Origin of the sequence: Streptomyces sp. BR1, assembly GCF_052373795.1 — a bacterium.
Lineage (GTDB): Bacteria > Actinomycetota > Actinomycetes > Streptomycetales > Streptomycetaceae > Streptomyces.
Genome location: NZ_CM126252.1, coordinates 4803734 through 4829312, shown reverse-complemented (window position 1 = coordinate 4829312; position 25579 = coordinate 4803734). Strand labels below are relative to the sequence as shown.

Genomic DNA, 25579 nt, shown 5'->3' with positions numbered 1-25579 from the left:
TCGCCCGCCGGAACCAGGGCGGCTCAGGCCATGAGCCGCTCCCGCAGTACGGGCCTGGACGCCTTCGCCCACACCTCGGGCAGCTCCCGCTCGCGCTCGGCCGCCGTCGCGGCCTCCTGTCCGTAAAGGAGTCCCCAGGTGAACGCGGACTCGCCCGCCAGATGCGCCTGGACGGCGAGGCCCCGCAGGGCCTCGCGGGCCACCACGCTGTCCTGGTGGTCGCCGAGCACCGTCTGCACGGCCTTCATCCGCTTGGCGAACTTCTTCGCGGGCCCGCCGAGCGCCGGGGTGGCGGCCTCGGCGGCGTAGCGGGCGCGCTTGGCGGCCTTGCGGGCGTCGTGCATGGCGAGGTCGCGCGGGATGCCGGGGTCGAGCGCGAGGGCGTGCTCTATCCGTCCGGCCAGCCGGTCGTAGTCTCTGATCACGGCCTTGGGCACGACGTCGGCGACCGGGCGGCGGGCGGCCGGGCGCAGCGGCGGGCCGTCGAGGAGGGCGTCGAGGGTGTCGAGCAGGACGAGGTAGCGCTTGCTGTCCAGGACGGCGATGGTCTTGCGGCGCGAGCCGCTGCGGCGGGCGACGGACCAGATGCGCAGCCGCCCGCGCACGGGGCCGAGCAGCAGCGTGCGGGGCAGGGCCGCGATCCGGCTCTGGAGGCGTTCGGTGAGCACTTCCTGGTCCCGGTCGACCCCGAGCTCCGCCGCGAGCCACTTCAGCTCCTCGCCGACGGGGTCGGTGACGGTCCGGTCGAGGACTTTTCCGTACGAGCGGAAGGCGCTGCGCAGACGGCGGGTGGCCACCCGCATCTGGTGCACGGAGTCGGGCAGATCGCGCCGGACCGCCGGGTCGAGGGCGACCAGGGCGTCGCGCTGGGCACGCAGATAGTCGAGGACGTGCGTGCCGGCGGTGGGCTTCCCGCTCTCGCGGGTGTCTTCGGCCGGGCGGCCGAGGCCGGTCTCCGCCAGCGCCCTGGCCAGCTTGGACGCGCTCGCCGAGGGGCGCAGGCCCGCCTTGCGCAGGCGTTTTTCGACGCGGTCGAGGAGGGCCGGGTCGGCGTCGTCGGCGAGCTCGACCTCGATCTCGGTCCACGAGGCCGTGGGCGAACCATCGGCCTGCGGCAGGCGCTCCGCCCGCACCGCGTCGACGCTCACCTCGGCGAGCAGGGCGCCGTCCTCGTCCAGCAGATGGCGTACGTCACGGGAAGACAACAGCCGTACCACGGGGGCGAGTTGGGTGTCGCGGACGAGGGAGCGCACCAGGGCGGCCAGGGCGCGCGGGACGGTCGGGGAAAGAGGGGCGCGGATCTCGTCGCGGATGCCGGTGGCGACCGGGAACTTCAGATGCCAGCCCGCGTCGTCGCCGCCCGTTCTGCGGCGCAGGGTGAGCGCGTGCGCGGCCAGGCGCAGGTCCGGGGTGTCGTAGTAGACGGCGTCCAGCTCCGCCACGCCCTTGTCCACGACGGACGCCACGTCCGCGACCCTGGTCAGGTCGGGCAGGCGCACTTCGTCGCCGGTGGCTTCGTACTTCCGCTCGATCTCGCGCTTCGTCTCCGCCATGAATTGAATCTAGACGCGAAAACGGGCCCTGGGCAGAGCGCCGGACCGGCCATTTCGTCCGATCCGACACCCTTCGCGCCCAGGGCCCCGTACTGCACCGCCACTACGCCGTTATCGGGCGCTGCACCCTGATCGACTGGAGCAGTCCGATCGCCACCCAGACCGCGAACATCGACGATCCTCCGTACGAGACGAACGGCAGCGGGATACCGGCGACCGGCATGATGCCGAGCGTCATGCCGATGTTCTCGAAGGACTGGAAGGCGAACCAGGCGATGATGCCGGCCGCCACGATCGTGCCGTACAGCTCGGTGGTCTCGCGGGCGATGCGGCAGGCGCGCCACAGGACGATGCCGATGAGCACGATGATCAGGCCCGCGCCGACGAAGCCGAGTTCTTCGCCCGCGACCGTGAAGACGAAGTCCGTCTGCTGTTCGGGCACGAACTGGCCGGTGGTCTGGGAGCCCTTGAACAGGCCGGTGCCGGTGAGGCCGCCGGAGCCGATCGCGATCCTGGCCTGGCTGGTGTTGTAGCCGACACCGGCCGGGTCGAGGTTGGGGTTGGCGAACGCGGCGAAGCGGTTGATCTGGTACTTGTCCAGTATCCCGAGCGAGGCGACCAGGACGGCGCCGACCACTCCGGCGCCGAGCAGGCCGAAGATCCAGCGGTTGGAGGCCCCGGAGGCCAGGAGCACGCCGAGGATTATCACCACGATGACCATGGTGGAGCCGAGGTCGGGCATCAGCATGATGCAGCCGATCGGCACCATCGCCAGGCCCAGCGCCTTCATCACCGTGCGGTGGTCGGGGTGGGCCTGGTCGCCCGCGTCCACCCGGGCCGCGAGCAGCATCGCCATGCACAGGATGATGGCGATCTTCGCGAACTCGGAGGGCTGGAGGGAGAATCCGCCGCCGAGCACGATCCAGGAGTGCGCGCCGTTGACGGTGGCGCCGAGCGGCGAGAGCACCGCGAGCAGCATCAGGATGGCCAGCCCGTACAGGACGGGCACGGCGCCGCGCAGGGTGCGGTGGCCGAGCCAGATGGTGCCGGTCATGAGGCAGAGGCCGATGCCGGCGTTCATGGCGTGCCGGATCAGGAAGTAGTACGGGTCGCCCTGGTTGATGTAGGTGCGGTTGCGGGTGGCGGACCACACCAGGAGCGAGCCGATGAAGCAGAGCGCGAGGGCCGCGAGCAGCAGCGGCCAGTCGAGCCGGCGCAGCACCGAGTCGCGCGCGGTCATCTTGGCGAAGGTGGAGCGCTGCGGGGCGTAGCGCTGGACGGAGAAGCCTGCCATGGCGCTAGTCCCTCCGGCCGTTGCGGTTGTCGGTGTTGGTGGCCGTGGTGTTCTGCTGCGGCTGTCCGGCGGGGGTCTGCTGCGGCTGCCCGTCGGGCGTCGGCTGGTCGGAGGCCTTGGCGACCGGCCGCTCGTAGGCGGTGACGGTGGGCGCGTCGATCGAGCCGTCGGGCTGGATCTTGGGCAGGGACTGCTCGGGCTGCGGCAGCAGGGCCTTCTTGAGGTCCTGGTGGCCGGCGTCGTCGATGCCGTACATCGCCTCGTAGATCTTGCGCACGGCCTCACCGGAGGCGCCGGAACCCGTACCGGCCTGGGCGATCGTCATGACGACCGTGTAGTCCTTGGAGTACGTGGCGAGCCACGACGTGGTCTGCTTGCCGTAGACCTCGGCGGTGCCGGTCTTGGCGTGCAGCTCGATCTTGTCCTGCGGCCAGCCCTGGAACTTCCAGGCGGCGGTACCGGCGGTGACGACGCCCGCGAGCGCCTTGTTCATCCCGGCGAGGGTGTCCTGGGTGATCGGCAGCTTGCCGTTGACCTTCGGCTTGATCTCGCGGACGGTCTTGCCGTCGGCGCTGACGATCGCCTTGCCGATGGTCGGCGCGTGCATGGTGCCGCCGTTGGCGAGCGCCCCGTAGATCATGGCCTCCTGGACCGGGGTGACGAGGGTGTCGCCCTGGCCGATGGAGTAGTTGATCGAGTCGCCCTCGCGCATCTTGTTGCCTTCGAGGCAGTTCTCGTACGCGATCTTCTCGACGTAACTGCCGTCCTTCTTGCCGGACTTGCACCAGCCGTCCTTGTTGGCCGTCCAGTAGTTCTCCTTCCACTGGCGGTCCGGGACGCGGCCGGTGACCTCGTTGGGCAGGTCCACGCCGGTGGGCTTGCCGAGGCCGAACTGGTGGGCCGCCTTGTAGAAGTAGTCCTGGGGCTCACCCTTCTTCGGGTTGATCCCGCCGTCCTTCTTCCACTCGTTGTCGGCGAGCCCGTAGAAGACGGTGTCGCAGGAGACCTCAAGCGCGCGGCCCAGCGAGATGGGGCCGAAGTTCTCGCCCTCGAAGTTCTTGAAGACCTGCCCGCCCACGGAGTACGAGCTGGTGCAGGGGTATCCGCCGTCCCACTTGTAGCCGGCCTCGACGGCGGCGGCCGTGGAGACCACCTTGAAGGTCGAGCCGGGCGCGGCCTGACCCTGTATGGCCCGGTTCAGCAGCGGGTAGTCGCTGTCCTTGCCGGTGAGCGCCTGGTAGTCCTTGCCGGAGATGCCGCCGACCCAGACGTTCGGGTCGTACGTCGGCGCGGACGCCATCGCGACGATCCGGCCGGTCTTGGCCTCCATCACGACGACGGCGCCGGAGTCCGCCTTGTAGTTCTCGTTGGTGATCTTGTCGAACTGTGTACGGGCGGCCTTCATCGCGTAGTCCAGCTCGTACTCGGCGACTGCCTGCACCCGTGCGTCTATCGACGTGACGATGTTCGCGCCGGGCTCGGCCTTGTCGCTCTGCGCCTGCCCGATGACGCGTCCGAGGTTGTCCACCTCGTACCGGGTGACCCCGGCCTTGCCGCGCAACTGCTTGTCGTACGTGCGCTCAAGGCCCGAGCGGCCCACCATGTCGGAGCGCAGATACGGCGAGTCGGTGCTCTTCGCCTTGACGATCTCGTCGTCGGTGACCGGCGAGAGATAGCCGAGCACCTGGGAGGTGTTGGCCTTGCCGGGCGAGGGGTAGCGGCGCACGGCGGTGGGGTCGGCGGAGATGCCGGGGAAGTCCTCGGAGCGCTCGCGGATCTGGAGCGCCTGCTGGGTGGTCGCCTTGTCGGTGACCGGGATCGGCTGGTACGGCGAGCCGTTCCAGCACGGCTTGGGCGTCTTGGCGTCGCAGAGCCGGATCTTGTCCATGACGTCCTGCGGCTTCATGCCGAGCACGCCCGCGAGCCGGGTCAGGACCGCCTTGCCCCGGTCGGGCATCTTGGTGAGGTCCGTACGGGAGGCGGAGACCACGAGCCGGGTCTCGTTGTCCGCGAGCGGCACGCCGCGCGCGTCCAGGATCGCGCCGCGCACGGCGGGCTGGACGACCTGCTGGACGTGGTTGTTCTTGGCCTCGTCGGTGTACTCCTGGCCGTTGCGGATCTGGAGGTACCACAGCCGCCCGCCGAGCGTGAGCAGCAGGGAGAAGACCAGGACCTGGATGATGATGAGCCGGATCTGCACCCGGGGGGTGCGGCCCGTCTCGGGGATGTTGCTCACGCCGTGGCCCCCTGGTTCACAGTCGCTTGACGCCCTTGATGCGGCCGGCCCGGGCCGCGCGGTTGCGGGCGGCCTTGACGCGCAGGCCGCCTCGCTGGTTGCCGATACGGAGTCCCGTGCCGCCGGAGAGCCAGCCGGTGGCGAAGGAACTGCTCTTGGCCGGGCCGCCGGACGTCTCCGCGAGCGGATCGTTCTCGGCGCGTCTGGCGAGCGCCATGATCAGCGGCACGGTGAACGGCGCGAGCAGCAGGTCGTACACGGCGGCCGTGAACAGCAGGTTCACCAGGCCGACATGGCGGGCCGCGGTGTCGCCGACGAGGGCGCCCACACCCGCGTACAGCAGGGTGGAGCCGATGGCCGCGCAGACCACCACGACCATGGGCCCGGTCGCCGAGCGCAGCCGGCCGTGGTCGGGCTTGGCGAGCCCGGCGGCGTAGCCGACCAGGCACAGGACCAGCGCGTACCGGCCGGCCGCGTGGTCGGCGGGCGGCGCGAAGTCGGAGAGCAGCCCGGCGCCGAAGCCGATGAAGGCGCCGCCGAGATGCCCGTACACGAGAGCGAGGCCGAGCACGGTGAGCAGCACCAGGTCCGGGACCGCGCCCGGCAGTTGGAGCCGCGCGAGCACGCTGACCTGGACGACGAGGGCGACGACGATGAGGGCGGAGGACAGCACGACCCTGTTGATGCGCATCTGGATCAGCTCCTACCGGCCGCGGTTGTCTACGGCGTTGTTCGCGTTCGCGTTGCCGTTGGGATCCCCATGGGGATTCCGGTTCCCGTTCTGAGCCGCGTTCCCGTTCGGGTTCGCCTCACCCGCCGCGTTGTCGGGGTTCGCGTTGCCGGTCGGCGACGGGGTGACCGTCACGGTGACGGTCGGCGTCGGGGTCGGCTTGGGCTTGGCGGGCAGCACCTCGTCGCGCGGGTCGGTGCGCGGTGCCTGGACGACGATGCCGACGATGTCGAGCTTGGTGAACCCGACGTACGGACGTACGTAGATGGTCCGGGTCAGGTCGCCGCCCGACGGGTCGACCTTGACGACCTCGCCGACCGGGACGCCCGGCACGAACGGCTTGTCGGACTGCGAGCCGAAGGTGACGAGCCGGTCGCCCGCCTTGACCTTGGCCTTGCCGTTGAGCAGCTGCACCGACAGCGGCCGGTCGCCCTGGCCGGTGGCGAAGCCCAGCTCGTCGCTGTTCTCCATCCGGGTGCCGACCGTGAAGTCCGGGTCGTTGGCGAGCAGTACGGTCGCGGTGGACGGGCCGACGGTGGTGACCCGGCCGACCAGGCCCTCGCCGTTCAGCACGGTCATGTCACGCTTGATGCCATCGCGCGAGCCCGCGTCGATGGTGACGGTCCAGGAGAAGCCCTGGGCCGCTCCTATCCCGATGACCTGCGCGGCCTTGATGCCGTACTGGCCCTCACCGGCGGTCTTCATCATCGCGTCGAGCTGGTTCAGGCGCGAGCGGTTGCGGGCGTCGCTGCCGAGCTTCTGCTTCAGTGCCTCGTTCTCGCGCTGGAGGTCGGCGATCTTGTTGTGCCGCTCCCCCGAGTCGCGTACCGCGCCGATGGCGTTGCCCACCGGGTCCACGGCGGCTGCCATGCCGTTCTCCACCGGCCCGAACACCGTGGCGCCGACCTGCCGGGCGCCGTCCAGCGGTGAGTTCTCCCCACCGTGGATGTCGACCGTGATCAGCGCGAACGCTACGGCGATCAGCAGCACCAGGAGCAGCCGGCTCTCTCGTGTGTCCCTCACGTGCGGCGGCCGTGCCTTCCTCGTCGGAATCTGTTCGATCTGTATATCAACGATCCGCCGTACGGGTTGGCAGTGGCCCGTACGGGCGGTCCCCCCGGGCCACTGGGTGACCCGGGGGGACGACGGCTTTGGGCCGTTATCGGCGCGGCTGGGCGTCCAGGACCTGCTGCAGGGCCTCGAACTCCTCGACGCACTTGCCGGATCCCAGAGCGACCGAATCCAGCGGGTCCTCGGCGATGTGGATCGGCATGCCGGTCTCGCGGCGCAGCCGCTCGTCCAGGCCGCGCAGCAGGGCGCCGCCGCCGGTCAGCACGATGCCGCGGTCCATGATGTCGCCGGAGAGCTCGGGCGGGCACTTGTCGAGCGTCGTCTTCACCGCGTCGACGATCGCGTTGACCGGCTCCTCGATGGCCTTGCGGACCTCGGCGGCCGAGATGACCACGGTCTTGGGCAGACCGGAGACCAGGTCGCGGCCGCGGATCTCGGTGTGCTCGTCCTTGTCCAGGTCGTACGCCGAGCCGATGGTGATCTTGATCTGCTCGGCGGTGCGCTCGCCGAGCAGGAGGCTGTACTCCTTCTTGATGTGCTGGATGATCGCGTTGTCCAGCTCGTCGCCGGCGACGCGGATGGACTGCGCCGTGACGATTCCGCCGAGCGAGATCACCGCGACCTCGGTGGTGCCGCCGCCGATGTCGACGACCATGTTGCCGGTCGCCTCGTGGACGGGCAGGCCCGAGCCGATGGCCGCGGCCATGGGCTCCTCGATGATGTGCACCTGACGGGCGCCGGCCTGCGAGGAGGCCTCGATGACGGCGCGGCGCTCGACTCCGGTGATACCGGAGGGCACACAGACGACGACGCGCGGGCGGGCCAGGTAACGACGCTTGTGGATCTTCAGGATGAAGTAGCGGAGCATCCGCTCCGTGATCTCGAAGTCGGCGATGACGCCGTCCTTCAGCGGTCGTACGGCCACGATGTTGCCCGGCGTACGGCCGATCATCTTCTTCGCCTCGGCGCCGACCGCCAGGATGCCGCCGGTGTTGGTGTTGATGGCGACGACGGACGGCTCGTTCAGGACGATTCCGCGGCCCCTGACGTACACCAGCGTGTTGGCGGTCCCGAGGTCGACAGCCATGTCACGGCCGATGAACGACATGTTGTTGCTCCCCATGAGGATGCGTCCGGCCTTCCCTAATCGAGCGTTGACGGCTTTTTAGGTCGGCGAGGTGGGTGCTGTGGGCGTGAGGCTCCATCGTAGTGCCGCCTGCACGGACACGGCGCGTTGGTCCACCTCTAGTAATGGTGACGAAGGGTCGGAGCGATGAGTTCCCGATATGGCCGTGCATATGCCGAAGGGCGACCGAAATTCCTTCGGTCGCCCCAGGTCATGAGCGCTATATGGCTGACACCCGGTCAAGAAACGGGTGCCTCGGGAAGACTCAGACCAGACCCGGGAAGAAGAGCTTCAGCTCCCGCTCGGCGGACTCCTCGGAGTCCGAGGCGTGGATGAGGTTCTCCCGGACGATGGTGCCGAAGTCGCCGCGGATGGAGCCGGGGGCGGCGGCGATCGGGTCGGTGGGGCCCGCCAGCTGGCGTACGCCCTCGATGGCCCGCTCGCCCTCGACGACGAGCACGACGACGGGGCCGGAGGCCATGAAGCCCATCAGGGGCTCGTAGAACGGCTTGCCCTTGTGCTCGCCGTAGTGCTGCTCCAGCGTCCCCTGGTCCAGGGTGCGCAGCTCCAGCGCCGGGATGGTCCAGCCGGCCTTGCGCTCGATACGGCCGATGACCTCGCCGATCAGGCCGCGACGGACGGCGTCGGGCTTGAGGATGACGAGAGTGCGCTGGGTCATGGTGTACGGCTCCTTGCAGACATACGTGTGCGGTGAGGCGAGGCTACCGGGTGCGTCCGAACGAGCGGCACCCGGCACCGGCCGCCCGGGTCACCCGGCCTGGGGAGCCTCCGCCTGGGAAGCCTCGGCCTGCGCCGCGAAGCGGGCCTTCGCCTCGTCGACCTTGCGGCCGAAGTGGATCGAGGCCCACCACAGACCGGCGAAGACCGCGCCCAGGAAGAACATGTGCGGGACGACGAAGCCGCTGGCGATCAGCGCGATCTGCAGCGCCCAGCCCAGCTGGACGCCGCCCGGACGGGTCAGCATCCCGCACAGGAGCAGCGAGAACAGCATGCAGATGCCGCTGATCGTCCAGACGGTGGTGGCCGTCAGGTCCGGGTCCTTCATCGCGACCAGGCCGGCGAAACCGATCACGAAGAATTCACCGATGAGGGTGGAAGCGCAGAGCGTACGCATCGGGTGTCAGCCCCTCCCCAGGAGCAGCCGGGCCTCGCCGACCGTGATCACGGAACCGGTGACGAGGACTCCCGCACCGGCGTACTCGTCCTCTTCCTCGGCCAGCGTGATCGCCGCCTCCAGGGCGTCGTCCAGGCGCGGCTCGACGACGACGCGCTCGTCGCCGAACACCTCGACGGCGACGGCGGCCAGCTCGTCGACGTCCATCGAGCGGTGGCTGGAGTTCGCGGTGACCACGATCTCCGCGAAGACCGGCTCGAAGGCTTCGAGCAGCCCCTTCACGTCCTTGTCGGCGCTGGCCGCGACCACACCGATGAGCCGCGAGAAGCCGAACGCCTCGGTCAGGCCCTCGGCCGTGGCGAGCGCGCCCGCCGGGTTGTGCGCGGCGTCCAGGACGACGGTCGGCGAGCGGCGCACGACCTCCAGACGGCCGGGCGAGACCACGGAGGCGAACGCCTTGCGGATGGTGTCGACGTCCAGCGGCCGGGCGTGCTCCGAGCCGATGCCGAAGAACGCCTCGACGGCGGCGAGCGCCACCGCCGCGTTGTGCGCCTGGTGGGCGCCGTACAGCGGAAGGAAGATCTCCTCGTACTCACCGCCCAGGCCCCGCAGGGTCAGGAGCTGACCGCCGACCGCGACCTCGCGCGCGACGACGCCGAACTCCATGCCCTCGCGGGCCACGGTCGCGTCCGCCTCGACGGCCTTCTTCAGCATCACCTGGGCCGCGTCGACCGGCTGCTGGGCCAGGATCACGGTCGCGTCCTGCTTGATGATCCCGGACTTCTCGACGGCGATCTCGGCGGGCGTGGAGCCCAGGCGGTCGGTGTGGTCGAGCGAGATGGGGGTGACGACGGCGACCGAGGCGTCGATGACGTTCGTCGCGTCCCAGCTGCCGCCCATGCCGACCTCGACGACGGCCACGTCCACGGGCGTGTCCGCGAACGCCGCGTACGCCATCCCGGTCAGCACCTCGAAGAAGGAGAGCCGGTACTCCTGCTGGGTGTCGACCATCTCCACGTACGGCTTGATGTCCTCGTACGTCTCGATGAAGCGCTCGGCCGTGATCGGCGCGCCGTCCAGGCTGATGCGCTCGGTGATCGACTGGACGTGGGGCGAGGTGTAGCGCCCGGTGCGCAGGTCGAAGGCGCCGAGCAGCGCCTCGATCATGCGGGCCGTGGACGTCTTGCCGTTGGTGCCGGTGATGTGGATCGAGGGGTACGCCCGCTGGGGCTCGCCGAGGACGTCCATCAGCGCGGAGATACGCGAGACCGACGGCTCCAGCTTGGTCTCGCCCCAGCGGCCGGCCAACTCCGTCTCGACCGCGCGCAGCGCCTTGTCGACCTCCGGGTCGGCGGGCCGGGCGGGCACGGGGTCGGCCTGCGGCGCTCCGCCGTGCGTACGCAGGGTGCGGCTGCCGGCCTCGATCACCGCCAGGTCGGGGTCGCGATTGGTCTCGGCCTCGACGATGTCGTCGAAGTGGTCGTCGTCGGGGCTGCTGGTGTGGTCGGGCTGCTCGGTCACGCCCCCAGTCTACGGAGGGGCACCGACAGGACCCCGGACCCGCCCCTGTCGGCCTTCGCCGTCGCGGGTCTGCGGGTAGTCCGGCTCACGCCGTGCCCGACGGCAGCGTCGCCTCGACCTCGTACGTCGTCGGGGTGCGCCGCGTCGTCAGTGTGCCGCCCATGCTCTCCACCCGTTCGCGCATGGAGAACGTGCCCGTGCCGGAGGAGACGGGTGCCGTCGCCGGTACGGCGGAGGGCAGGCCGTTGCGTACGCGGACGCACAGCTCACCGCCCCGTACCGCGATCACCACCGAGACGCCCTCTCCCCCGGCGTGCTTGACCGCGTTGGTGAGGCATTCCTGCACCACCCGGTACACCGCCGCCTGGCGGAGCGGCGAGAGGCCGTAGGCGCGCTCGGCGACGTCCAGTTCGACGGGGGTCCCGGCGCGGCGGGTCTCGTCGGCGAGTTCCTCCAGACCCTCCAGGCCCGGTGTCGCCGTCCGCTCGTCCGCCCGCTGCACGATGATCTCGTTGAGCATGTGGTGGGCGCGGCGCGCGGTCTCGGCCAGGGAGTCGAAGTCCTGCTCATGGGGGCCGCCGCGGGCTCTGCGCGCGCGTACCTCCGCCGTCACCGCCAGCATCGTCAGCTCGCGCCCGACCATGTCGTGGACGTCCCGCGCCACCGACGCCCGCTCGGCCTGCACGGCGTGCAGCGCCTGCACCTCGCGTACGAGGTCCTGGCGGTAGGTGGCCACACCGACCGCGGCCGACAGCACCCCCACCGGCACCACGATGCTCAGGAACGACGTCAGCGTGTCCGACCGGTGCTCGGGCCAGCCCGGGGCGAGGTAGAGCGTGCACGCCACCGCCACGTACAGCACGGTCGCCACCACGGCCGTGCGGCGGCCCCGGAAGCGGCCCAGCGAGTAGAGCGCGAACTGGATCAGGGTGAGCTGGTGCAGCCAGCCCATGAAGACCAGCGCGGCCACATACGGGATCCACGGCCACCGTCGGCGCAGCAGCAGCGTGGCCGAGCCCGCCGCGAGCACGGGCGGCACGGTGGCGCTGTTGAGCGAGTTGTCCGCCGCCGCGAGGCCGGGGATGTCGATGAGCAGGAGCGCGAACGCGGTCACCGCGATCACCACGTCCAGCGCCCGGTCGTCGCCCAGCGCGCGCCGCAGCGCGGAGGCAGGGGACGAGGCGAACATGCTCTCCATCATCCAAGGTCTTTGGGCCCTTGTTGGCTGACTTTCGACCCTAATCAGGGGTGAATTGAGTGATTTGCCCCACGCGCGCCTTTCCGTGGGTAACAGCGAAGGCCCCGGCCGTACGTCCTCACGTACGAACCGGGGCCTTGCTCACGCGCTACGCGCGCGTCACGCCTGCGGCAGGTTCGCCAGCTGCGTCGTGATGCGCTCGATGTCGGCCTCGGCCTTGGCGAGACGGGCCTTGATCTTGTCGACCACGTTGTCGGGGGCCTTGGCCAGGAACGCCTCGTTGCCGAGCTTGCCGTTGGCCTGCTGCTTCTCCTTCTCGGCCGCCGCGAGGTCCTTGGCCAGGCGCTTGCGCTCGGCCTCGACGTCGATGGTGCCGGACAGGTCGAGCCCGACCGTCGCGCCGGCCACCGGCAGGGTGGCGGTGGCGTGGAAGCCCTCGCCCTCCGGCTGGAGGCGCAGCAGCTGGCGGATCGCGGCCTCGTGCGCGGCCAGCGGGGTGCCGGTCAGGTCCAGGCGGGCCGGGACCTTCTGGCCGTCCTGGAGGCCCTGCTCCTTGCGGAACCGGCGGACCTCGGTGACGACGGCCTTGACGCTCTCGATCTCGGCCTCGGCGGCCTCGTCACGGAAGCCACCCGGGGCGTCAGCCCCAGGAACAGACACAGTCTTAGGCCATTCGGCGATCACCAGGGATTCACGCCCGGTCAGCGTGGTCCACAGGGTCTCGGTGACGAACGGGACCACCGGGTGCAGCAGCCGCAGCATGACGTCGAGGACCTCGCCAAGCACCCGGCCGGAGACCTCCGCCTGCTCGCCGCCCGCGAAGAACGTGGTCTTCGACAGCTCGACGTACCAGCTGAAGACCTCGTCCCACGCGAAGTGGTACAGCGAGTCCGACAGCTTCGAGAACTGGTAGTCCTCGTAGAAGGCGTCGACCTCGGCCACGGTCTTGTTCAGCTGGGACAGGATCCAGCGGTCGACCGCCGACAGCTGCTCCACGGGCGGCAGTTCGCCCTCGATCGTGGCGCCGTTCATCAGCGCGAAGCGCGTCGCGTTCCAGATCTTGTTGGCGAAGTTGCGGGACGCCTGGACCCAGTCCTCGCCGATCGGGACGTCGACACCCGGGTTGGCGCCGCGCGCCAGGGTGAAGCGGACCGCGTCGGAGCCGTAGGTGTCCATCCAGTCCAGCGGGTTGACCGCGTTGCCGAAGGACTTCGACATCTTCTTGCCGAACTGGTCGCGGACCATGCCGTGCAGGGCGATGGTGTGGAACGGCGGGGTGCCGTCCATCGCGTACAGGCCGAACATCATCATCCGGGCGACCCAGAAGAAGAGGATGTCGTAACCGGTGACCAGGACGGAGTTCGGGTAGAACTTCGCGAGGCTCTCGGTCTGCTGCGGCCAGCCGAGGGTGGAGAAGGGCCACAGACCGGAGGAGAACCAGGTGTCCAGGACATCGGTGTCCTGGCGCCAGCCCTCGCCGGTCGGCGCCTCCTCGTCCGGTCCGACACAGACGATCTCGCCGTTCGGGCCGTACCAGACGGGGATGCGGTGACCCCACCAGAGCTGGCGCGAGATGCACCAGTCGTGGAGGTTGTCGACCCAGTCGAAGTACCGCTTCTCCATCTCCTGCGGGTGGATCTTGACCCTGCCGTCGCGGACCGCGTCACCGGCGGCCTTGGCGAGCGGGCCGACCTTGACCCACCACTGCATCGACAGACGCGGCTCGATGGTGGTCTTGCAGCGCGAGCAGTGACCCACCGAGTGGGTGTACGGGCGCTTCTCGGCGACGATGCGGCCCTCGGCGCGCAGGGCGGCGACGATCGCGGAACGGGCCTCAAGCCGGTCCAGGCCCTGGAAGGGGCCGTGGACGGTGATGACCGCGTGCTCGTCCATGACGGCGAGGTTGGGCAGGCCGTGGCGCTGGCCGATCTCGAAGTCGTTCGGGTCGTGCGCCGGGGTCACCTTGACGGCGCCGGTGCCGAACTCCGGGTCGACGTGCTCGTCCGCGACGACCGGGATGCGGCGGCCGGTGAGCGGCAGCTCGATCTCGGTGCCGACCAGGTGCTTGTAGCGCTCGTCCTCGGGGTGGACGGCGACGGCGGTGTCGCCGAGCATCGTCTCCGCGCGGGTCGTGGCCACGACGATGGACGCGTCCCCGTCCCCGTACCGGATCGAGACGAGCTCGCCGTCGTCGTCCTGGTACTCGACCTCGATGTCGGAGATCGCGGTCAGACAGCGCGGGCACCAGTTGATGATGCGCTCGGCGCGGTAGATGAGCTCGTCGTCGTAGAGCTTCTTGAAGATGGTCTGGACGGCCTCGGACAGGCCCTCGTCCATGGTGAACCGCTCACGCGACCAGTCGACGCCGTCACCGAGGCGGCGCATCTGGCCGGAGATCTGCCCGCCGGACTCGCCCTTCCACTGCCAGACGCGCTCGATGAACGCCTCCCGGCCCAGGTCGTGACGGGACTTGCCCTCCTTGGCGAGCTCACGCTCGACGACGTTCTGGGTGGCGATACCGGCGTGGTCCATACCCGGCTGCCACAGCGTCTCGTACCCCTGCATGCGCTTGCGGCGCGTGAGGGCGTCGATCAGCGTGTGCTCGAAGGCGTGGCCCAGGTGCAGGCTGCCGGTGACGTTGGGCGGCGGGATGACGACGGTGAAGGGCTCCTTGTCGCTCTTCGCGTCCGCCTCGAAGTAACCGCGCTCTACCCAGCGCTCATACAGCTCCCCCTCTACCTCGGCCGGCGCGTACTGGGTCGGCAGTTCGGTGATGGGCGCTGAGTTCTGCTGCTGAGTGTTCTCGGTCACGGGGGTCAGTTTAGAGGTGTCACGGGCCGGTACTGAAACGGGAATCTTTGGTAACGGTCGGGCCCCCGATGCGCTATGTGGCCGGACCGTCCGCCAGGATGTCGGGATCGCATAAGCATCTCTAGGGGGAATCCCAGCAATGAGCTACAACCAGCCGGGCCCGTACGGTGGCCAGCCCCAGCAGCCCGGTCCGTACGGCCAGCAGCCGCCCCAGCCGCCGTACGGGCAGCCCGGGCAGCCGCAGCCCGGCTACGGCTACCCGCAGCAGCCCCCGCAGGGCGTCCCGCCCCAGCAGGGCTACGGCTACCCGCCCCAGCAGCCCCAGTACGGCCAGCAGCCGCCCTACGGCGCACCCATGCCGCCCGCCCCGGCCAAGAAGAAGACGGGCCTGATCGTGACGGCCGTTGTCGTCGCAGTGGCCGTCATCGGCGGTGGCGTGTGGTTCGCGACGAAGGGGGGCGGCAGCAGCAGTGTCGCCGATGACGGCGCGCACAAGCTGATCGCCCCGGACAGCGTGATCGCGGGCGCATACAACATCAACAAGTCGACCCCGTCCGACAAGACCACCGAGAAGGACAAGAAGGACTTCGAGACGGCGGGCATCAAGAACCCGACGACGGTCAAGGCGAGCTACAAGGCGTCGACCGGCATGCCGGCCAAGCAGATGAGCTTCAACGGCGTCTGGGGCCAGATCGCCGACCCGGAGAAGTCTGTCGACGCCGTCTTCGCGCAGATCAAGAAGAACGCGGAAACCGACAAGGAAGCCAAGGGCACCTTTGCCGGCAGTCCCGAGCAGAAGTCCCCGGCCGGGCTGGACGGCGCCTTCATGAAGTGCCAGTCCGCCAAGATCACCGGTGACAAGAGCACCGGTGGCAAGGACCTGGAGTTCCCGGTGTGCGTCTGGGCCGACCACAGCACCCTCGGCATGGTCACCCTGGTCGACCCGGCCGCGCTCATTGCCGGCACTAAGGGCGTCTCGCTCGACGAGAACGCGGACACCACGGCGAAGCTGCGCAAGGACGTGCGGGTTCCTGCCAAGTAGTTTCGCGACGCAAGACCGCCGAAGGGCGCCCGACGGACTCGTCTGGCGCCCTTGCTTCTGCCCCGTCGTCTCCTGTTGCCCGATGCGTGAACGGCATGATCGAGCCAATCCGGCCATAAGCCGTTGAAAGTCATGAACTCGTCATGATCAGCTGGCAGCTCGTGCCGGAGTGAACCGGCGATTCCCCTTTGTGACGAGGAGTGTTCTTGTGCTGCGCGCAACACGGCGTGTTCTGACAACGGTGGCTCTGGCGTCTACGACCGCCGCAGCATCCCTGCTGATAGCGACACCGGCATCGGCCGATACAGATGCCTGCGCGAGGTACGTGGCAGACGCAGGATATGACGTCGGTTCGAAGACACAGGCCGCCTGCAAGAACCATGCACTCGGCAGCGGCTTTCCCGTGGTTGTCAACCCTTACTGCATCAGGGGTCTCGCACTGCTGGGCGTTCGTTCGGACGTGTCGATGTCAGCATGCTCGCTTGCATGAGATGACAAAACAGTCGAGTGGCCGGCACGCCCTCGGTTGACTTAAAGGTGCCACGCATGAAGGGCGCCCGGCCGGTGGAGTGCTCCACCCGGCCGGGCGCCCTTCGTGTAACCACCCCTCGGCTACGCCGACTTCTCGTGCCGCCCGTCGTTCTTCACGATCCGCGGCTCGCGCGGGACCAGCGTCGGGTTGACGTTGTTGTGGACCACGTCGGACGTGATGACGACGCGGGCCACGTCCTTGCGGGACGGGACCTCGTACATCACGGACATCAGGACTTCTTCCATGATGGCGCGCAGGCCGCGCGCGCCCGTGCCGCGCAGGATGGCCTGGTCGGCGATGGCCTCCAGGGCCGGGCGGTCGAAGTCGAGCTCCACGCCGTCGAGTTCGAAGAGGCGCTGGTACTGCTTCACCAGGGCGTTGCGGGGCTCGACGAGGATCTGCAGGAGCGCCTCGCGGTCCAGGTTGTGGACCGAGGTCAGGACAGGGAGGCGGCCGATGAACTCGGGGATCATCCCGAACTTCACCAGGTCCTCCGGCATGACCTCCTGGAACTGGTCGCTCGCCTCGATCTCCCGCTTGGAGCGGATCGTCGCGCCGAAGCCGATGCCCTTCGCGCCCGCCCGGGACTCGATGATCTTCTCCAGGCCCGCGAAGGCACCGCCCACGATGAACAGCACGTTCGTCGTGTCGATCTGGATGAATTCCTGGTGGGGGTGCTTGCGGCCGCCCTGGGGCGGGACCGAGGCCGTGGTGCCCTCCAGGATCTTCAGGAGCGCTTGCTGGACGCCTTCGCCCGAGACATCGCGCGTGATCGACGGGTTCTCGGACTTCCGAGCCACCTTGTCGATCTCGTCGATGTAGATGATGCCGGTCTCGGCCTTCTTGACGTCGTAGTCGGCGGCCTGGATCAGCTTCAGGAGGATGTTCTCGACGTCCTCGCCGACATAGCCCGCCTCCGTCAGCGCCGTCGCGTCCGCGATGGCGAACGGGACGTTGAGCATCCGGGCGAGGGTCTGGGCGAGCAGCGTCTTGCCGGAGCCGGTGGGGCCGAGCAGCAGGATGTTGGACTTCGCCAGTTCGATGGCGTCGTCGCGGCCCTGGGCGCCGCCGTTCTCGCCGGCCTGGACGCGCTTGTAGTGGTTGTAGACCGCCACGGAGAGCGCCTTCTTGGCGGGCTCCTGGCCCACCACGTAGCTCTCCAGGAACTCGTAGATCTCGCGCGGCTTGGGCAGTTCCTCCCACCGCACCTCGGAGGACTCGGCGAGCTCCTCCTCGATGATCTCGTTGCAGAGATCGATGCACTCGTCGCAGATGTACACACCGGGGCCTGCGATGAGCTTCTTCACCTGCTTCTGGCTCTTCCCGCAGAACGAGCACTTGAGCAGGTCGCCGCCATCACCGATGCGTGCCACGAGGTGCTTCCCCTTCGCCTGGGAGACGCCACGTTCAGCGGCTCCTGGTGCCTCATATCCGACGGTACCTTGCCTGGCCCCCCGTTCGGGCCCCCCTTGGCGCGGTTCACTTTGACGTGCACCGCGCCAAGGGCTCCGGCTGCGTCAGGCTGCCGCGGCCGACGTCGTCTTGCGGGTCGACACGATCTGGTCGACCAGGCCGTACGCCAGGGCGTCCTCGGCGGTGAGGATCTTGTCCCGCTCGATGTCGTCCCGGATCTTCTCGATCGGCGTGGTGGAGTGCTTGGCCAGCATCTCCTCCAGCTGGGTGCGCATGCGCAGGATCTCGTTGGCCGCGATCTCCAGGTCGGAGAGCTGCTCGCGGCCGGTCTGCGAGGACGGCTGGTGGATCAGCACGCGCGCGTTGGGCAGCGCCATGCGCTTGCCGGGGGTGCCCGCGGCGAGCAGCACGGCGGCGGCGGAGGCCGCCTGGCCCATGCAGACCGTCTGGATGTCGGGCTTGACGAACTGCATCGTGTCGTAGATGGCCGTCAGGGCCGTGAACGAGCCGCCCGGGCTGTTGATGTAGATCGAGATGTCGCGGTCCGGGTCCATCGACTCCAGGCACAGCAGCTGCGCCATGACGTCGTTGGCGGAGGCGTCGTCGATCTGCACGCCGAGGAAGATCACGCGCTCCTCGAAGAGCTTCGCGTACGGGTCGTACTCGCGCACGCCCTGCGAGGTGCGCTCGACGAAGCGCGGCACGATGTAGCGGTTGTCCACCTGCGGGCCGGTGTAGAGGCCGCTCGCGGAGAGGTTGTTCTGCATGTCGGGGTTCACCATCCTGGTGGCGTTCTGGGGGCTCGGGGGCTTCGGAGGCCGGGGCTGAAACCTGCTCGGCAAGGAGCAGGACGGGGCTCAGGCCCCGGTGCCGCCGCCGCCCGGAACGCCCGCCGCGTGGGCCATGATCTCGTCGATGAGGCCGTACTCCTTGGCCTCCTCCGCCGTGTACCAGCGGTCGCGGTCGCCGTCGCGGATGATCGTCTCGACGGTCTGGCCCGAGTGGTGGGCGGTGATCTCGGCCATGCGCGTCTTCGTACGCAGCAGGTACTCGGCCTGGATCTTGATGTCCGAGGCGGTGCCGCCGATGCCGGCGGAGCCCTGGTGCATCAGGATGTCGGTGTTCGGCAGCGCGAAGCGCTTGCCGGCCGTGCCACCCGTCAGCAGGAACTGGCCCATCGAGGCCGCCATGCCCATACCGATCGTGACCACGTCGTTCGGGATGTACTGCATGGTGTCGTAGATCGCCATGCCGGCCGTCACCGAGCCGCCGGGGCTGTTGATGTACAGGTAGATGTCCTTCTCCGGCTCGGCGGCCAGGAGCAGGAGCTGCGCGGTGATCTTGTTGGCGATGTCGTCGTCGACCTGCTGGCCGAGGAAGATGATGCGCTCGTTGAGCAGTCGGTTGTAGACATGGTCGCCGAGGCCACCACCGAGGGACGGCTCGCCGGCGGCGTAAGGCATCAGATTCGTCACGTATCCACCTGCTCGTCTCTGACGGCTCCGGCCGTCTCAGCGTCTTCGTTCGGAGGGCGGGACTTCGGGCCGACTCTCAACCGGCCGACTCCACGCCCCCGTATTCATGGACCCTAACGCGCAGGTAGGACAACGCCATCCCGGTTCCCGAACTGTTCGCTCGGAGCGCAAGGTGGTTGAACAGCGGGCCCGTACGGAACCGGCCATCGGCCACCTGGGCGAAGGTCCGTCCCGGGTACGCGAAGGGGCCCGGACGCGGCTGCGTCGCGGGCCCCTCCTCACGTACTTCGTACGTGGTCAGGCGGTGCCTGCCGTACGAGGTCGCACCGAGGCTCAGGCCTCGGTCTTCTCCTCGGCGGCGTCACCCTCGACGACGGCCTCGACGGTCTCGGCGGCGGCCTCGACCTCGTCCTCGTCGTCCTCCAGGTCGACGGCCTCACCGTTGGTGTCGACGACCTTGGCGGCCTCGACGACCACGGCCAGCGCCTTGCCGCGGGCGACCTCGCCGACGAGCATCGGCACCTGGCCACCCTCGACGACGGCCTGGGCGAACTGGTCGGGGGACATGCCGGAGGAGGCGGCACGGCGCACCAGGTGCTCGGTGAGCTCCTCCTGGTTGACGTTCAGCTTCTCCTTGTTGACGAGCTCGTCGAGGATGAACTGCGTCTTGATGCCCTTGACGGCCGCTTCCTCGGTCTCGGCGTCGAACTCTTCCTGCGTCTTGCCCTGGATCTCCAGGTACTTGGCGAGGTCGAGGCCCATCTGGCCGAGCTGGTGGTGCTCAAGGTTGTGCTTGCGGGTCTGGACCTCGTCCGCGAGAAGCTTCTCGGGGATCGGGACCTCGGTGATCTTCAGCAGCTCGTCGAGCACGCGCTCCTGGGCCTGGGTGGCCTGGTCGAACTGCTTCATGTTCTCAAGGCGCTTGCGGCTGTCGGCCTTGAGCTCGTCGAGGGTGTCGAACTCCGAGGCGAGCTGCGCGAAGTCGTCGTCCAGCTCCGGCAGTTCGCGCGCGGCGACCTGGGTGACCTTGACGGTGACCTCGGCGTCCTTGCCCTCGGCCGAGCCGCCCTTGAGCTGCGAGGTGAAGGTGGCCTCGCCACCGGCCTCCAGGCCCTTGACGGCCTCGTCGATGCCGTCGAGGAGCTCGCCGGAACCGATGGTGTACGAGACACCCTCGGCCACGCCGTCCTCCAGGACCTCGCCGTCGACCTTGGCCTCGAGGTCGATGGTCACGACGTCGCCGTCGGTGGCGGCGCGCTCGACCGGGGAGGTCGAGGCGAAGCGCTCGCGCAGCTCGGTGACGGCCTTCTCGACGTCCTCGTCCGAGACCTCGACGGCGTCCACGGTGACCTCGATGCCGGAGTAGTCCGGGATCTCGATGGTCGGGCGGATGTCGACCTCGGCGGTGAAGTTCAGCGTCTCGCCGTCCTTCAGCTCCGTGATGTCGACCTCGGGCTGGCCCAGCGGGTTCAGCTCGGCCTCGTTGACCGCCTCGGTGTAGAACTTCGGGAGGGCGTCGTTGACGGCCTCCTCCAGCACAGCACCACGGCCGAACCGCTGGTCGATGACGCGGGCCGGGATCTTGCCCTTGCGGAAGCCCTTGACCGTGACCTGCTGGTTGATCTTCTTGTACGCCGCGTCGAGGCTGTCCTTGAGCTCCTCGAAGGGCACCTCGACAGTGAGCCGAACCCGGGTCGGGTTCAGGGTCTCCACGGCGCTCTTCACGGTTCGGTCTCCTTGTGGCTGACTTCTGGGGGTTCTACCCGGTGGCCGACGGCCGCGGGCGGATGGGGCCCGGTTCATCGGATTGGTCAGACACACGGGCACGCAGCTTGCATAGTAACCGCAAGCGGGATGCCACCCACAATGTGATCTTGTGCGTGGGAGTCCGCGGGACCCGCTGAGAACGTCCGCGAGAGGTACTGAGGACGGTGGTGGTCGGGGTGGCGGGATTTGAACCCACGGCCTTCCGCTCCCAAAGCGGACGCGCTACCAAGCTGCGCCACACCCCGTCGGTGCGACACGTAGGGTACATGCCCGGGAGACGGGCGTCGGCCGCTTTGCAGGTGCGGACACCCGGCTCGTTCGCGTACGGACACCGGGCCCTTATGCGGTGTGCACGCGCGGGGGGTGACCCGCTACGATGCTCTTCGTGCCGCGGTCGTCATGACCTGCGACGCGGCGCACGCGGGCGTAGCTCAATGGTAGAGCCCTAGTCTTCCAAACTAGCTACGCGGGTTCGATTCCCGTCGCCCGCTCCACGGCTTCGGGCCCGGTGACCAGCTCACCGGGCCCGGAGTGTTTTCCGGGGCCCGGGACCGCTTCAGAACTTGATCTGGTTGATGGTGTCCGCCAGCGAGTTCAGGAACCGCTGTATCGACGGCGCCATGCCGGTCGACGCCATGAAGAAACCGAAGAGCGCGGCGACTATGGCCGGGCCGGCCTTGATGGAGCCACCGCGGATCATCACCACGAGGACGATCGCCAACAGCAGCACCACAGACAGTGAAATGGCCACACTGATCACACCCTCGGTCGGTCCGCCTTGCCGGCCCGGGGTGCGCCGCCGAGCACACCCCGCAGAGTCCATCGTGCCACCAACACCCCCATGGATGCTGCCGCGTGACGGATCGCCATCGAATCGTTCACACCGAATCCTTGTACGTGTCCGTCAGACCCAGGAGCGCGCGGACGGTGGCGTACTTGCGGGTGAGACGGATACGGGTCGCCTCGTCCAGGACGGCGAGACGCGCCGGGTCCGCGTTGTGGGCCAGGTCCGCCTCCTTGACCAGCAGCGCTCCCGGTGTGGCGAGGATCCTGGCCGTGTACGAGGACAGCTCCTCGCCGGGCACCTTGGTCACGGCGAGGACCATCTCCTTGACGGAGGGCGGGAGTTCGGCACCGTCCAGCCACGCGCGCGTGAGCGCCGCGTCCTCCACCGCATCGTGCAGCCACGCCGCCGCGATCTGCTCCTCGCTGCCCCCACGCGCGCGTACGCCCTCGGCGACGGCCGCCAGGTGTTCGCTGTAGGGACGGCCCGCCTTGTCGGTCTGGGCGGCGTGGGCGGCCCGGGCCAGCTTCTCCACCTCGGCAAGTGTCAGCATGCGCTTCAGCGTAGGGCCGCCCGCGCCGGGAGCGCGGTGGAGGCGAGGCCGAGGCCCAGGACGGCCGCCGCGAACGACGCGTACAGGAACGGCGGGATGTACGGGTTCTCGCCGGTCATGCCGTTGGTCAGCGGGATCAGGGTGGCGATCGCGATGGCCGTGCCGAGGAGGATTCCCGCCGAGGTGACGAGCAGCGCCTCCCAGCGGACCATGCCCATGACCTGGCGGCGGGTGGTGCCGATCAGCCGCAGCATGCCGAGCTCGCGGCGCCGGTCGAGGACCGTCATGACCAGCGTATTCGCGGCCGCGATCGCCGCGAAGCCGCCGAGGACGGCCGCCATGGTGGTGTTGGCCCAGGCGTTGAGCTCACGGTCCATGTTCTTGGCGGTGGCGTAGCCCGCCGCGTCCGTGACCGTGCCGAGGGGTGCGAGGGCGGACGCCTGGACCGGGCCCTTCACCAGGAGTTCGGTGGGCAGGGCGACGGTGGTGGTGTGCCGCGCCAGGTCGGCCTGGGGAAGCGTCACTTGGGACAGGCCGAGGCCCCGGTCGTACGTGGCCACGACCTGCGGGGACGCCTTCGTACCGTCGGGGAGCACGACCCCCAGGCGGTCGCCGACGTGGGCGCCGGTGTCGTCTGCCAGGGTCTTGTCGAGGGCGACCGTGCCGGGCTTCAGGGCGTCCAGGGAGCCCTTGCGCACACCCAGGTCCTGGACGCGGGCCAGGTCCGCGCCCGTGCCCGTGAAGCCCTGGGTGGAGACCGACTGCAGCGCGCCGTGCTCGCGGACCAGGACGGACGTACGGGTCAGACCCACCGCCGTGTCGACGCCCGGGGTCGCCTGCGCACGCGCCACCGCGTCCGAGGCCAGACCGGACGGACCGGTGACGACCCGGTCGGCGACCAGGCCCGCCCGCTGCTGCTTCTCGGTGACCCGGTCCTCGCTGGTGTGCATGAAGACGAGCGTGGAGGCGAAGGCCATCGCGAGGACGATCGGGGTGATCGCGGAGGCCAGACGGCGTGCGTTCGTACGGGAGTTGGCGGCCGCGAGGGACGCGGGAGCGCCCGCCGCGCGCAGCGGCAGACCGAACAGGGAGGCGCAGGCGCGGGCGATCAGCGGGCCGAGGAGGGCGACGGCGAGCATGAAGAGCATGACGACGCCGAGGGCCGCGTTCGCCGCGTTCGAGCCCTTCTCGTTGGCGGCCACGCCCGTCATCGCGATACCGCCGCCGAGGGCCGCGACCCCCAGCGGCGTACGGATCCAGCCGACCCGCGGCCGCTCCACCGACGCATCCCGCAGTGCCTCGCCCGGCTTGGTGCGCGAGGGGCGGCGGGCGGCCATGTACCCGGCGAAGAGCGAGGTCAGGACGGTGGCGCCGACCGCGCACACCATCGGGATCCACGACACCGACAGGTCGACGGCCGCCGGGACCGCGCCCTTGTCGCGGAGCTGGCCGAACCACCAGGTCGCGAGCGCCATGCCGGGCAGACAGCCGAGCGCGCCCGCGAGCGGGGCGACAAGGAGCGCCTCGGTGGCGATGGTGCGCCGGATCTGGCGCGGGGTCGCGCCGATCGCGCGCAGCAGGGCGTACTCGCGGCGGCGCTGGCCGACCGAGAGCGTGACGGTCCCGGCGGCGGTGAAGACGGCGACCATGGTGGCCGTGCCGCCGAAGGAGCCGCCGAGTCCGGTGAGCATCTCCTTGGCGTAGGCGAGCCCGGGGGTCTCGACGGCGCCGCGCCCGTCGCCGGTGTGCACCTCGGCCGCGTCCCCGAGCCGCTGGGCGACCTGGTCGGCGAGGGCGGAGGCGGCGACGCCGGGCTTGGCCAGGACGGCGATGGCGTCGGCCTGGCCCGGGTGCCCGGACAGGGCCATGGCCTGGGTGTCGGTGAACCACACGGTTCCGGGGGCCTTGGTGGTGCCGGACACCGTGAACTGCCGCTTGCCGGAAGGGGTGTCGAGGGTGACCCGGTCGCCGGCGGCGGCGCCGTCGCCGGTCACCACCTCGCCGGTGCGGGGCGCGGTGCCGGAGGCGAGCTTCGTCCCGGTGAAGGCGGTCGAGCCCCAGCCGTGGGCGGTGGCGGGCGTATTTCCCGTACGTACGTCGTGTACGGGGAAGGAGACGTCCGGGATCGCCGCGGCCGCGCCGGGTGCCTGTGCCGCGCGGGACGCCAGGGCGGCGTCGAGCCGGGCCTTGTCGGGCAGCGGGACGGACTCGGTGGCGCGGTCCTCGCCGCTGCCGGTGGTGTGGTGCGCGCGCTGGTCGGCGGCGGCGACCACGGGGGCGCCCGCGTACCGCTCGGCCGGGACGGAGGCGCGTACACCTGTTTCCAGGAGGATCCCGCAGGCCGAGACGATGAGCGCGGCCATGAACAGGGCGACGAAGGTGCCGACGAACGCGGACGGTTTGAAGCGCACGGCCGCGCGGGCCAGGCCGTTCGGGCCCCTCATGCCGCCATCCCCGCGTACGCGGCCGTCGGCCGGGCGGTCAGGGTGCTCATCCGGGACGCGATATCCGCCTCCGACGCGCGGGTCAGGGAGTCGACGATCGAGCCGTCCGCCAGGAACAGGACCTGGTCGGCGTAGGAGGCGGCGCGCGGGTCGTGGGTGACCATGACGACGGTGGCGCCCATGCCGTCCACGGCGTTCCGCAGCAGCGTGAGCACTTCCGTCGCCGTGGTCGTGTCCAGGGCCCCCGTCGGCTCGTCGGCGAAGACGACGTCCGGGCGGGTCACCAGCGCGCGGGCGATCGCCACACGCTGCTGCTGGCCGCCGGACAGCTCGCCCGGGCGGCGCTTCCCCTTGCCCGCGAGCCCCACCTGGCCGAGCAGTTCCTCGGCCCGACGGCGGTCGGGGCGCCGCCCCGCGAGCCGCATCGGCAGCAGCACGTTCTGCTCGACCGTGAGCGAGGGCAGCAGGTTGAACGCCTGGAAGACGAACCCGAGCCGGGAGCGCCGCAGTTCGGTCAGCTTGTTCTCGCTCATCCCGGTGATCTCGGTCCCGCCGAGCCGCACCGACCCGTCGGTAGGCCGGTCAAGGCCTGCCGCGCACTGGAGAAACGTCGACTTGCCGGAGCCCGACGGCCCCATCACCGCCGTGAAGCTGCCGCGCGGCAGGGCGAGGTCGATCCCGCGCAGGGCGTGCACGGCCGAGCCGCCGCGCCCGTACCGACGGCGCACCCCGCGCAGCTCGACGGCCCAGCCGGGGTCGGTCTCCACGGCCTCGCCCTGTGTCCGCCGCCTGCCGCGTCGCAGTGCCATCGTCCTCGACCTCTCCTCGTACGTACGTCTTGCTCGATGTCTCGAACGTACGGATTCGGGCAGGTCGGGGGCCATGGCGGCTGCT

Annotated in this window: 20 protein-coding genes and 2 tRNA genes; 2 read left to right on the top strand and 20 right to left on the bottom strand. The window is 69.7% G+C overall.

The features are described from left to right. Positions 1-23 precede the first annotated feature (23 nt). The 11 genes from ACT1U9_RS20945 to ACT1U9_RS20895 all read right to left on the bottom strand — a co-directional run bounded on the left by ACT1U9_RS20945 (position 24) and on the right by ACT1U9_RS20895 (position 14675). Positions 24-1553 (bottom strand): CYTH and CHAD domain-containing protein, encoded by a 1530-nt coding sequence (locus ACT1U9_RS20945; protein ID WP_444534215.1) that lies wholly within the window; start codon positions 1551-1553, stop codon positions 24-26. Positions 1554-1656: 103 nt separating this feature from the next. Then, positions 1657-2847, bottom strand: coding sequence for a rod shape-determining protein RodA (gene rodA, locus ACT1U9_RS20940; protein WP_444534214.1), 1191 nt, complete (start codon positions 2845-2847; stop codon positions 1657-1659). A 4-nt stretch (positions 2848-2851) separates the two neighbouring features. After that, positions 2852-5083, bottom strand: coding sequence for a penicillin-binding protein 2 (gene mrdA / locus ACT1U9_RS20935; RefSeq protein WP_444534213.1), 2232 nt, complete (start codon positions 5081-5083; stop codon positions 2852-2854). A 16-nt stretch (positions 5084-5099) separates the two neighbouring features. Next, positions 5100-5774: a rod shape-determining protein MreD gene (gene mreD, locus ACT1U9_RS20930; protein WP_444534212.1), complete on the bottom strand. Its 675-nt coding sequence runs from the start codon at positions 5772-5774 to the stop codon at positions 5100-5102. Between the two features lie 12 nt (positions 5775-5786). After that, positions 5787-6836: a rod shape-determining protein MreC gene (gene mreC, locus ACT1U9_RS20925; protein WP_444534211.1), complete on the bottom strand. Its 1050-nt coding sequence runs from the start codon at positions 6834-6836 to the stop codon at positions 5787-5789. A gap of 136 nt (positions 6837-6972) precedes the next feature. Continuing rightward, complete coding sequence (locus ACT1U9_RS20920; RefSeq protein WP_188278344.1) at positions 6973-7992, bottom strand: rod shape-determining protein; 1020 nt, start codon at positions 7990-7992, stop codon at positions 6973-6975. 283 nt (positions 7993-8275) lie between these two features. Then, positions 8276-8689 (bottom strand): nucleoside-diphosphate kinase, encoded by a 414-nt coding sequence (gene ndk, locus ACT1U9_RS20915; protein WP_444534210.1) that lies wholly within the window; start codon positions 8687-8689, stop codon positions 8276-8278. A 90-nt stretch (positions 8690-8779) separates the two neighbouring features. Then, entirely contained in the window at positions 8780-9145 is a 366-nt protein-coding gene (locus ACT1U9_RS20910) for a DUF4233 domain-containing protein (RefSeq protein ID WP_444534209.1), read from the bottom strand. Positions 9146-9151: 6 nt separating this feature from the next. After that, positions 9152-10666, bottom strand: coding sequence for a bifunctional tetrahydrofolate synthase/dihydrofolate synthase (gene folC, locus ACT1U9_RS20905; RefSeq protein WP_444534208.1), 1515 nt, complete (start codon positions 10664-10666; stop codon positions 9152-9154). Positions 10667-10751: 85 nt separating this feature from the next. After that, complete coding sequence (locus ACT1U9_RS20900) at positions 10752-11855, bottom strand: sensor histidine kinase (protein WP_444534207.1); 1104 nt, start codon at positions 11853-11855, stop codon at positions 10752-10754. Between the two features lie 168 nt (positions 11856-12023). Beyond that, complete coding sequence (locus ACT1U9_RS20895) at positions 12024-14675, bottom strand: valine--tRNA ligase (protein WP_444534206.1); 2652 nt, start codon at positions 14673-14675, stop codon at positions 12024-12026. Positions 14676-14814: 139 nt separating this feature from the next. Between ACT1U9_RS20895 and ACT1U9_RS20890 the strand changes: the two genes are divergently transcribed. Continuing rightward, a complete protein-coding gene (locus ACT1U9_RS20890) occupies positions 14815-15717 on the top strand; it encodes a hypothetical protein (RefSeq protein WP_444534205.1) in 903 nt (300 codons plus the stop codon). 612 nt (positions 15718-16329) lie between these two features. On the opposite strand, the gene clpX is transcribed toward ACT1U9_RS20890, so the two are convergent. The 5 genes from clpX to ACT1U9_RS20865 all read right to left on the bottom strand — a co-directional run bounded on the left by clpX (position 16330) and on the right by ACT1U9_RS20865 (position 21149). Further along, the gene (clpX, locus tag ACT1U9_RS20885; RefSeq protein WP_067158960.1) at positions 16330-17622 is read right to left on the bottom strand and encodes an ATP-dependent Clp protease ATP-binding subunit ClpX; all 1293 of its coding nucleotides are present in this window, start codon (positions 17620-17622) and stop codon (positions 16330-16332) included. 144 nt (positions 17623-17766) lie between these two features. Next, entirely contained in the window at positions 17767-18444 is a 678-nt protein-coding gene (locus ACT1U9_RS20880) for an ATP-dependent Clp protease proteolytic subunit (protein WP_317453864.1), read from the bottom strand. A gap of 75 nt (positions 18445-18519) precedes the next feature. Beyond that, the gene (locus ACT1U9_RS20875; protein WP_444534204.1) at positions 18520-19137 is read right to left on the bottom strand and encodes an ATP-dependent Clp protease proteolytic subunit; all 618 of its coding nucleotides are present in this window, start codon (positions 19135-19137) and stop codon (positions 18520-18522) included. A 333-nt stretch (positions 19138-19470) separates the two neighbouring features. Continuing rightward, positions 19471-20862: a trigger factor gene (gene tig / locus ACT1U9_RS20870; protein WP_444534203.1), complete on the bottom strand. Its 1392-nt coding sequence runs from the start codon at positions 20860-20862 to the stop codon at positions 19471-19473. A gap of 210 nt (positions 20863-21072) precedes the next feature. Next, a tRNA-Pro gene (locus ACT1U9_RS20865) sits at positions 21073-21149 on the bottom strand. Between the two features lie 175 nt (positions 21150-21324). On the opposite strand from ACT1U9_RS20865, the gene ACT1U9_RS20860 reads away from it, so the two are divergent. Then, a tRNA-Gly gene (locus ACT1U9_RS20860) sits at positions 21325-21398 on the top strand. Positions 21399-21460: 62 nt separating this feature from the next. Here ACT1U9_RS20860 and ACT1U9_RS20855 read toward each other — a convergent pair. The 4 genes from ACT1U9_RS20855 to ACT1U9_RS20840 all read right to left on the bottom strand — a co-directional run bounded on the left by ACT1U9_RS20855 (position 21461) and on the right by ACT1U9_RS20840 (position 25494). Then, positions 21461-21655: a hypothetical protein gene (locus ACT1U9_RS20855; RefSeq protein WP_188278091.1), complete on the bottom strand. Its 195-nt coding sequence runs from the start codon at positions 21653-21655 to the stop codon at positions 21461-21463. A 127-nt stretch (positions 21656-21782) separates the two neighbouring features. Then, the gene (locus ACT1U9_RS20850; protein WP_444534202.1) at positions 21783-22241 is read right to left on the bottom strand and encodes an HD domain-containing protein; all 459 of its coding nucleotides are present in this window, start codon (positions 22239-22241) and stop codon (positions 21783-21785) included. 5 nt (positions 22242-22246) lie between these two features. Then, a complete protein-coding gene (locus ACT1U9_RS20845) occupies positions 22247-24685 on the bottom strand; it encodes an ABC transporter permease (protein ID WP_444534201.1) in 2439 nt (812 codons plus the stop codon). Next, positions 24682-25494, bottom strand: a complete 813-nt coding sequence (locus ACT1U9_RS20840; RefSeq protein ID WP_444534200.1) for an ABC transporter ATP-binding protein — start codon at positions 25492-25494, stop codon at positions 24682-24684. The genes ACT1U9_RS20845 and ACT1U9_RS20840 overlap by 4 nt, the downstream gene beginning before the upstream one ends. Between the last annotated feature and the right edge of the window lie 85 nt (positions 25495-25579).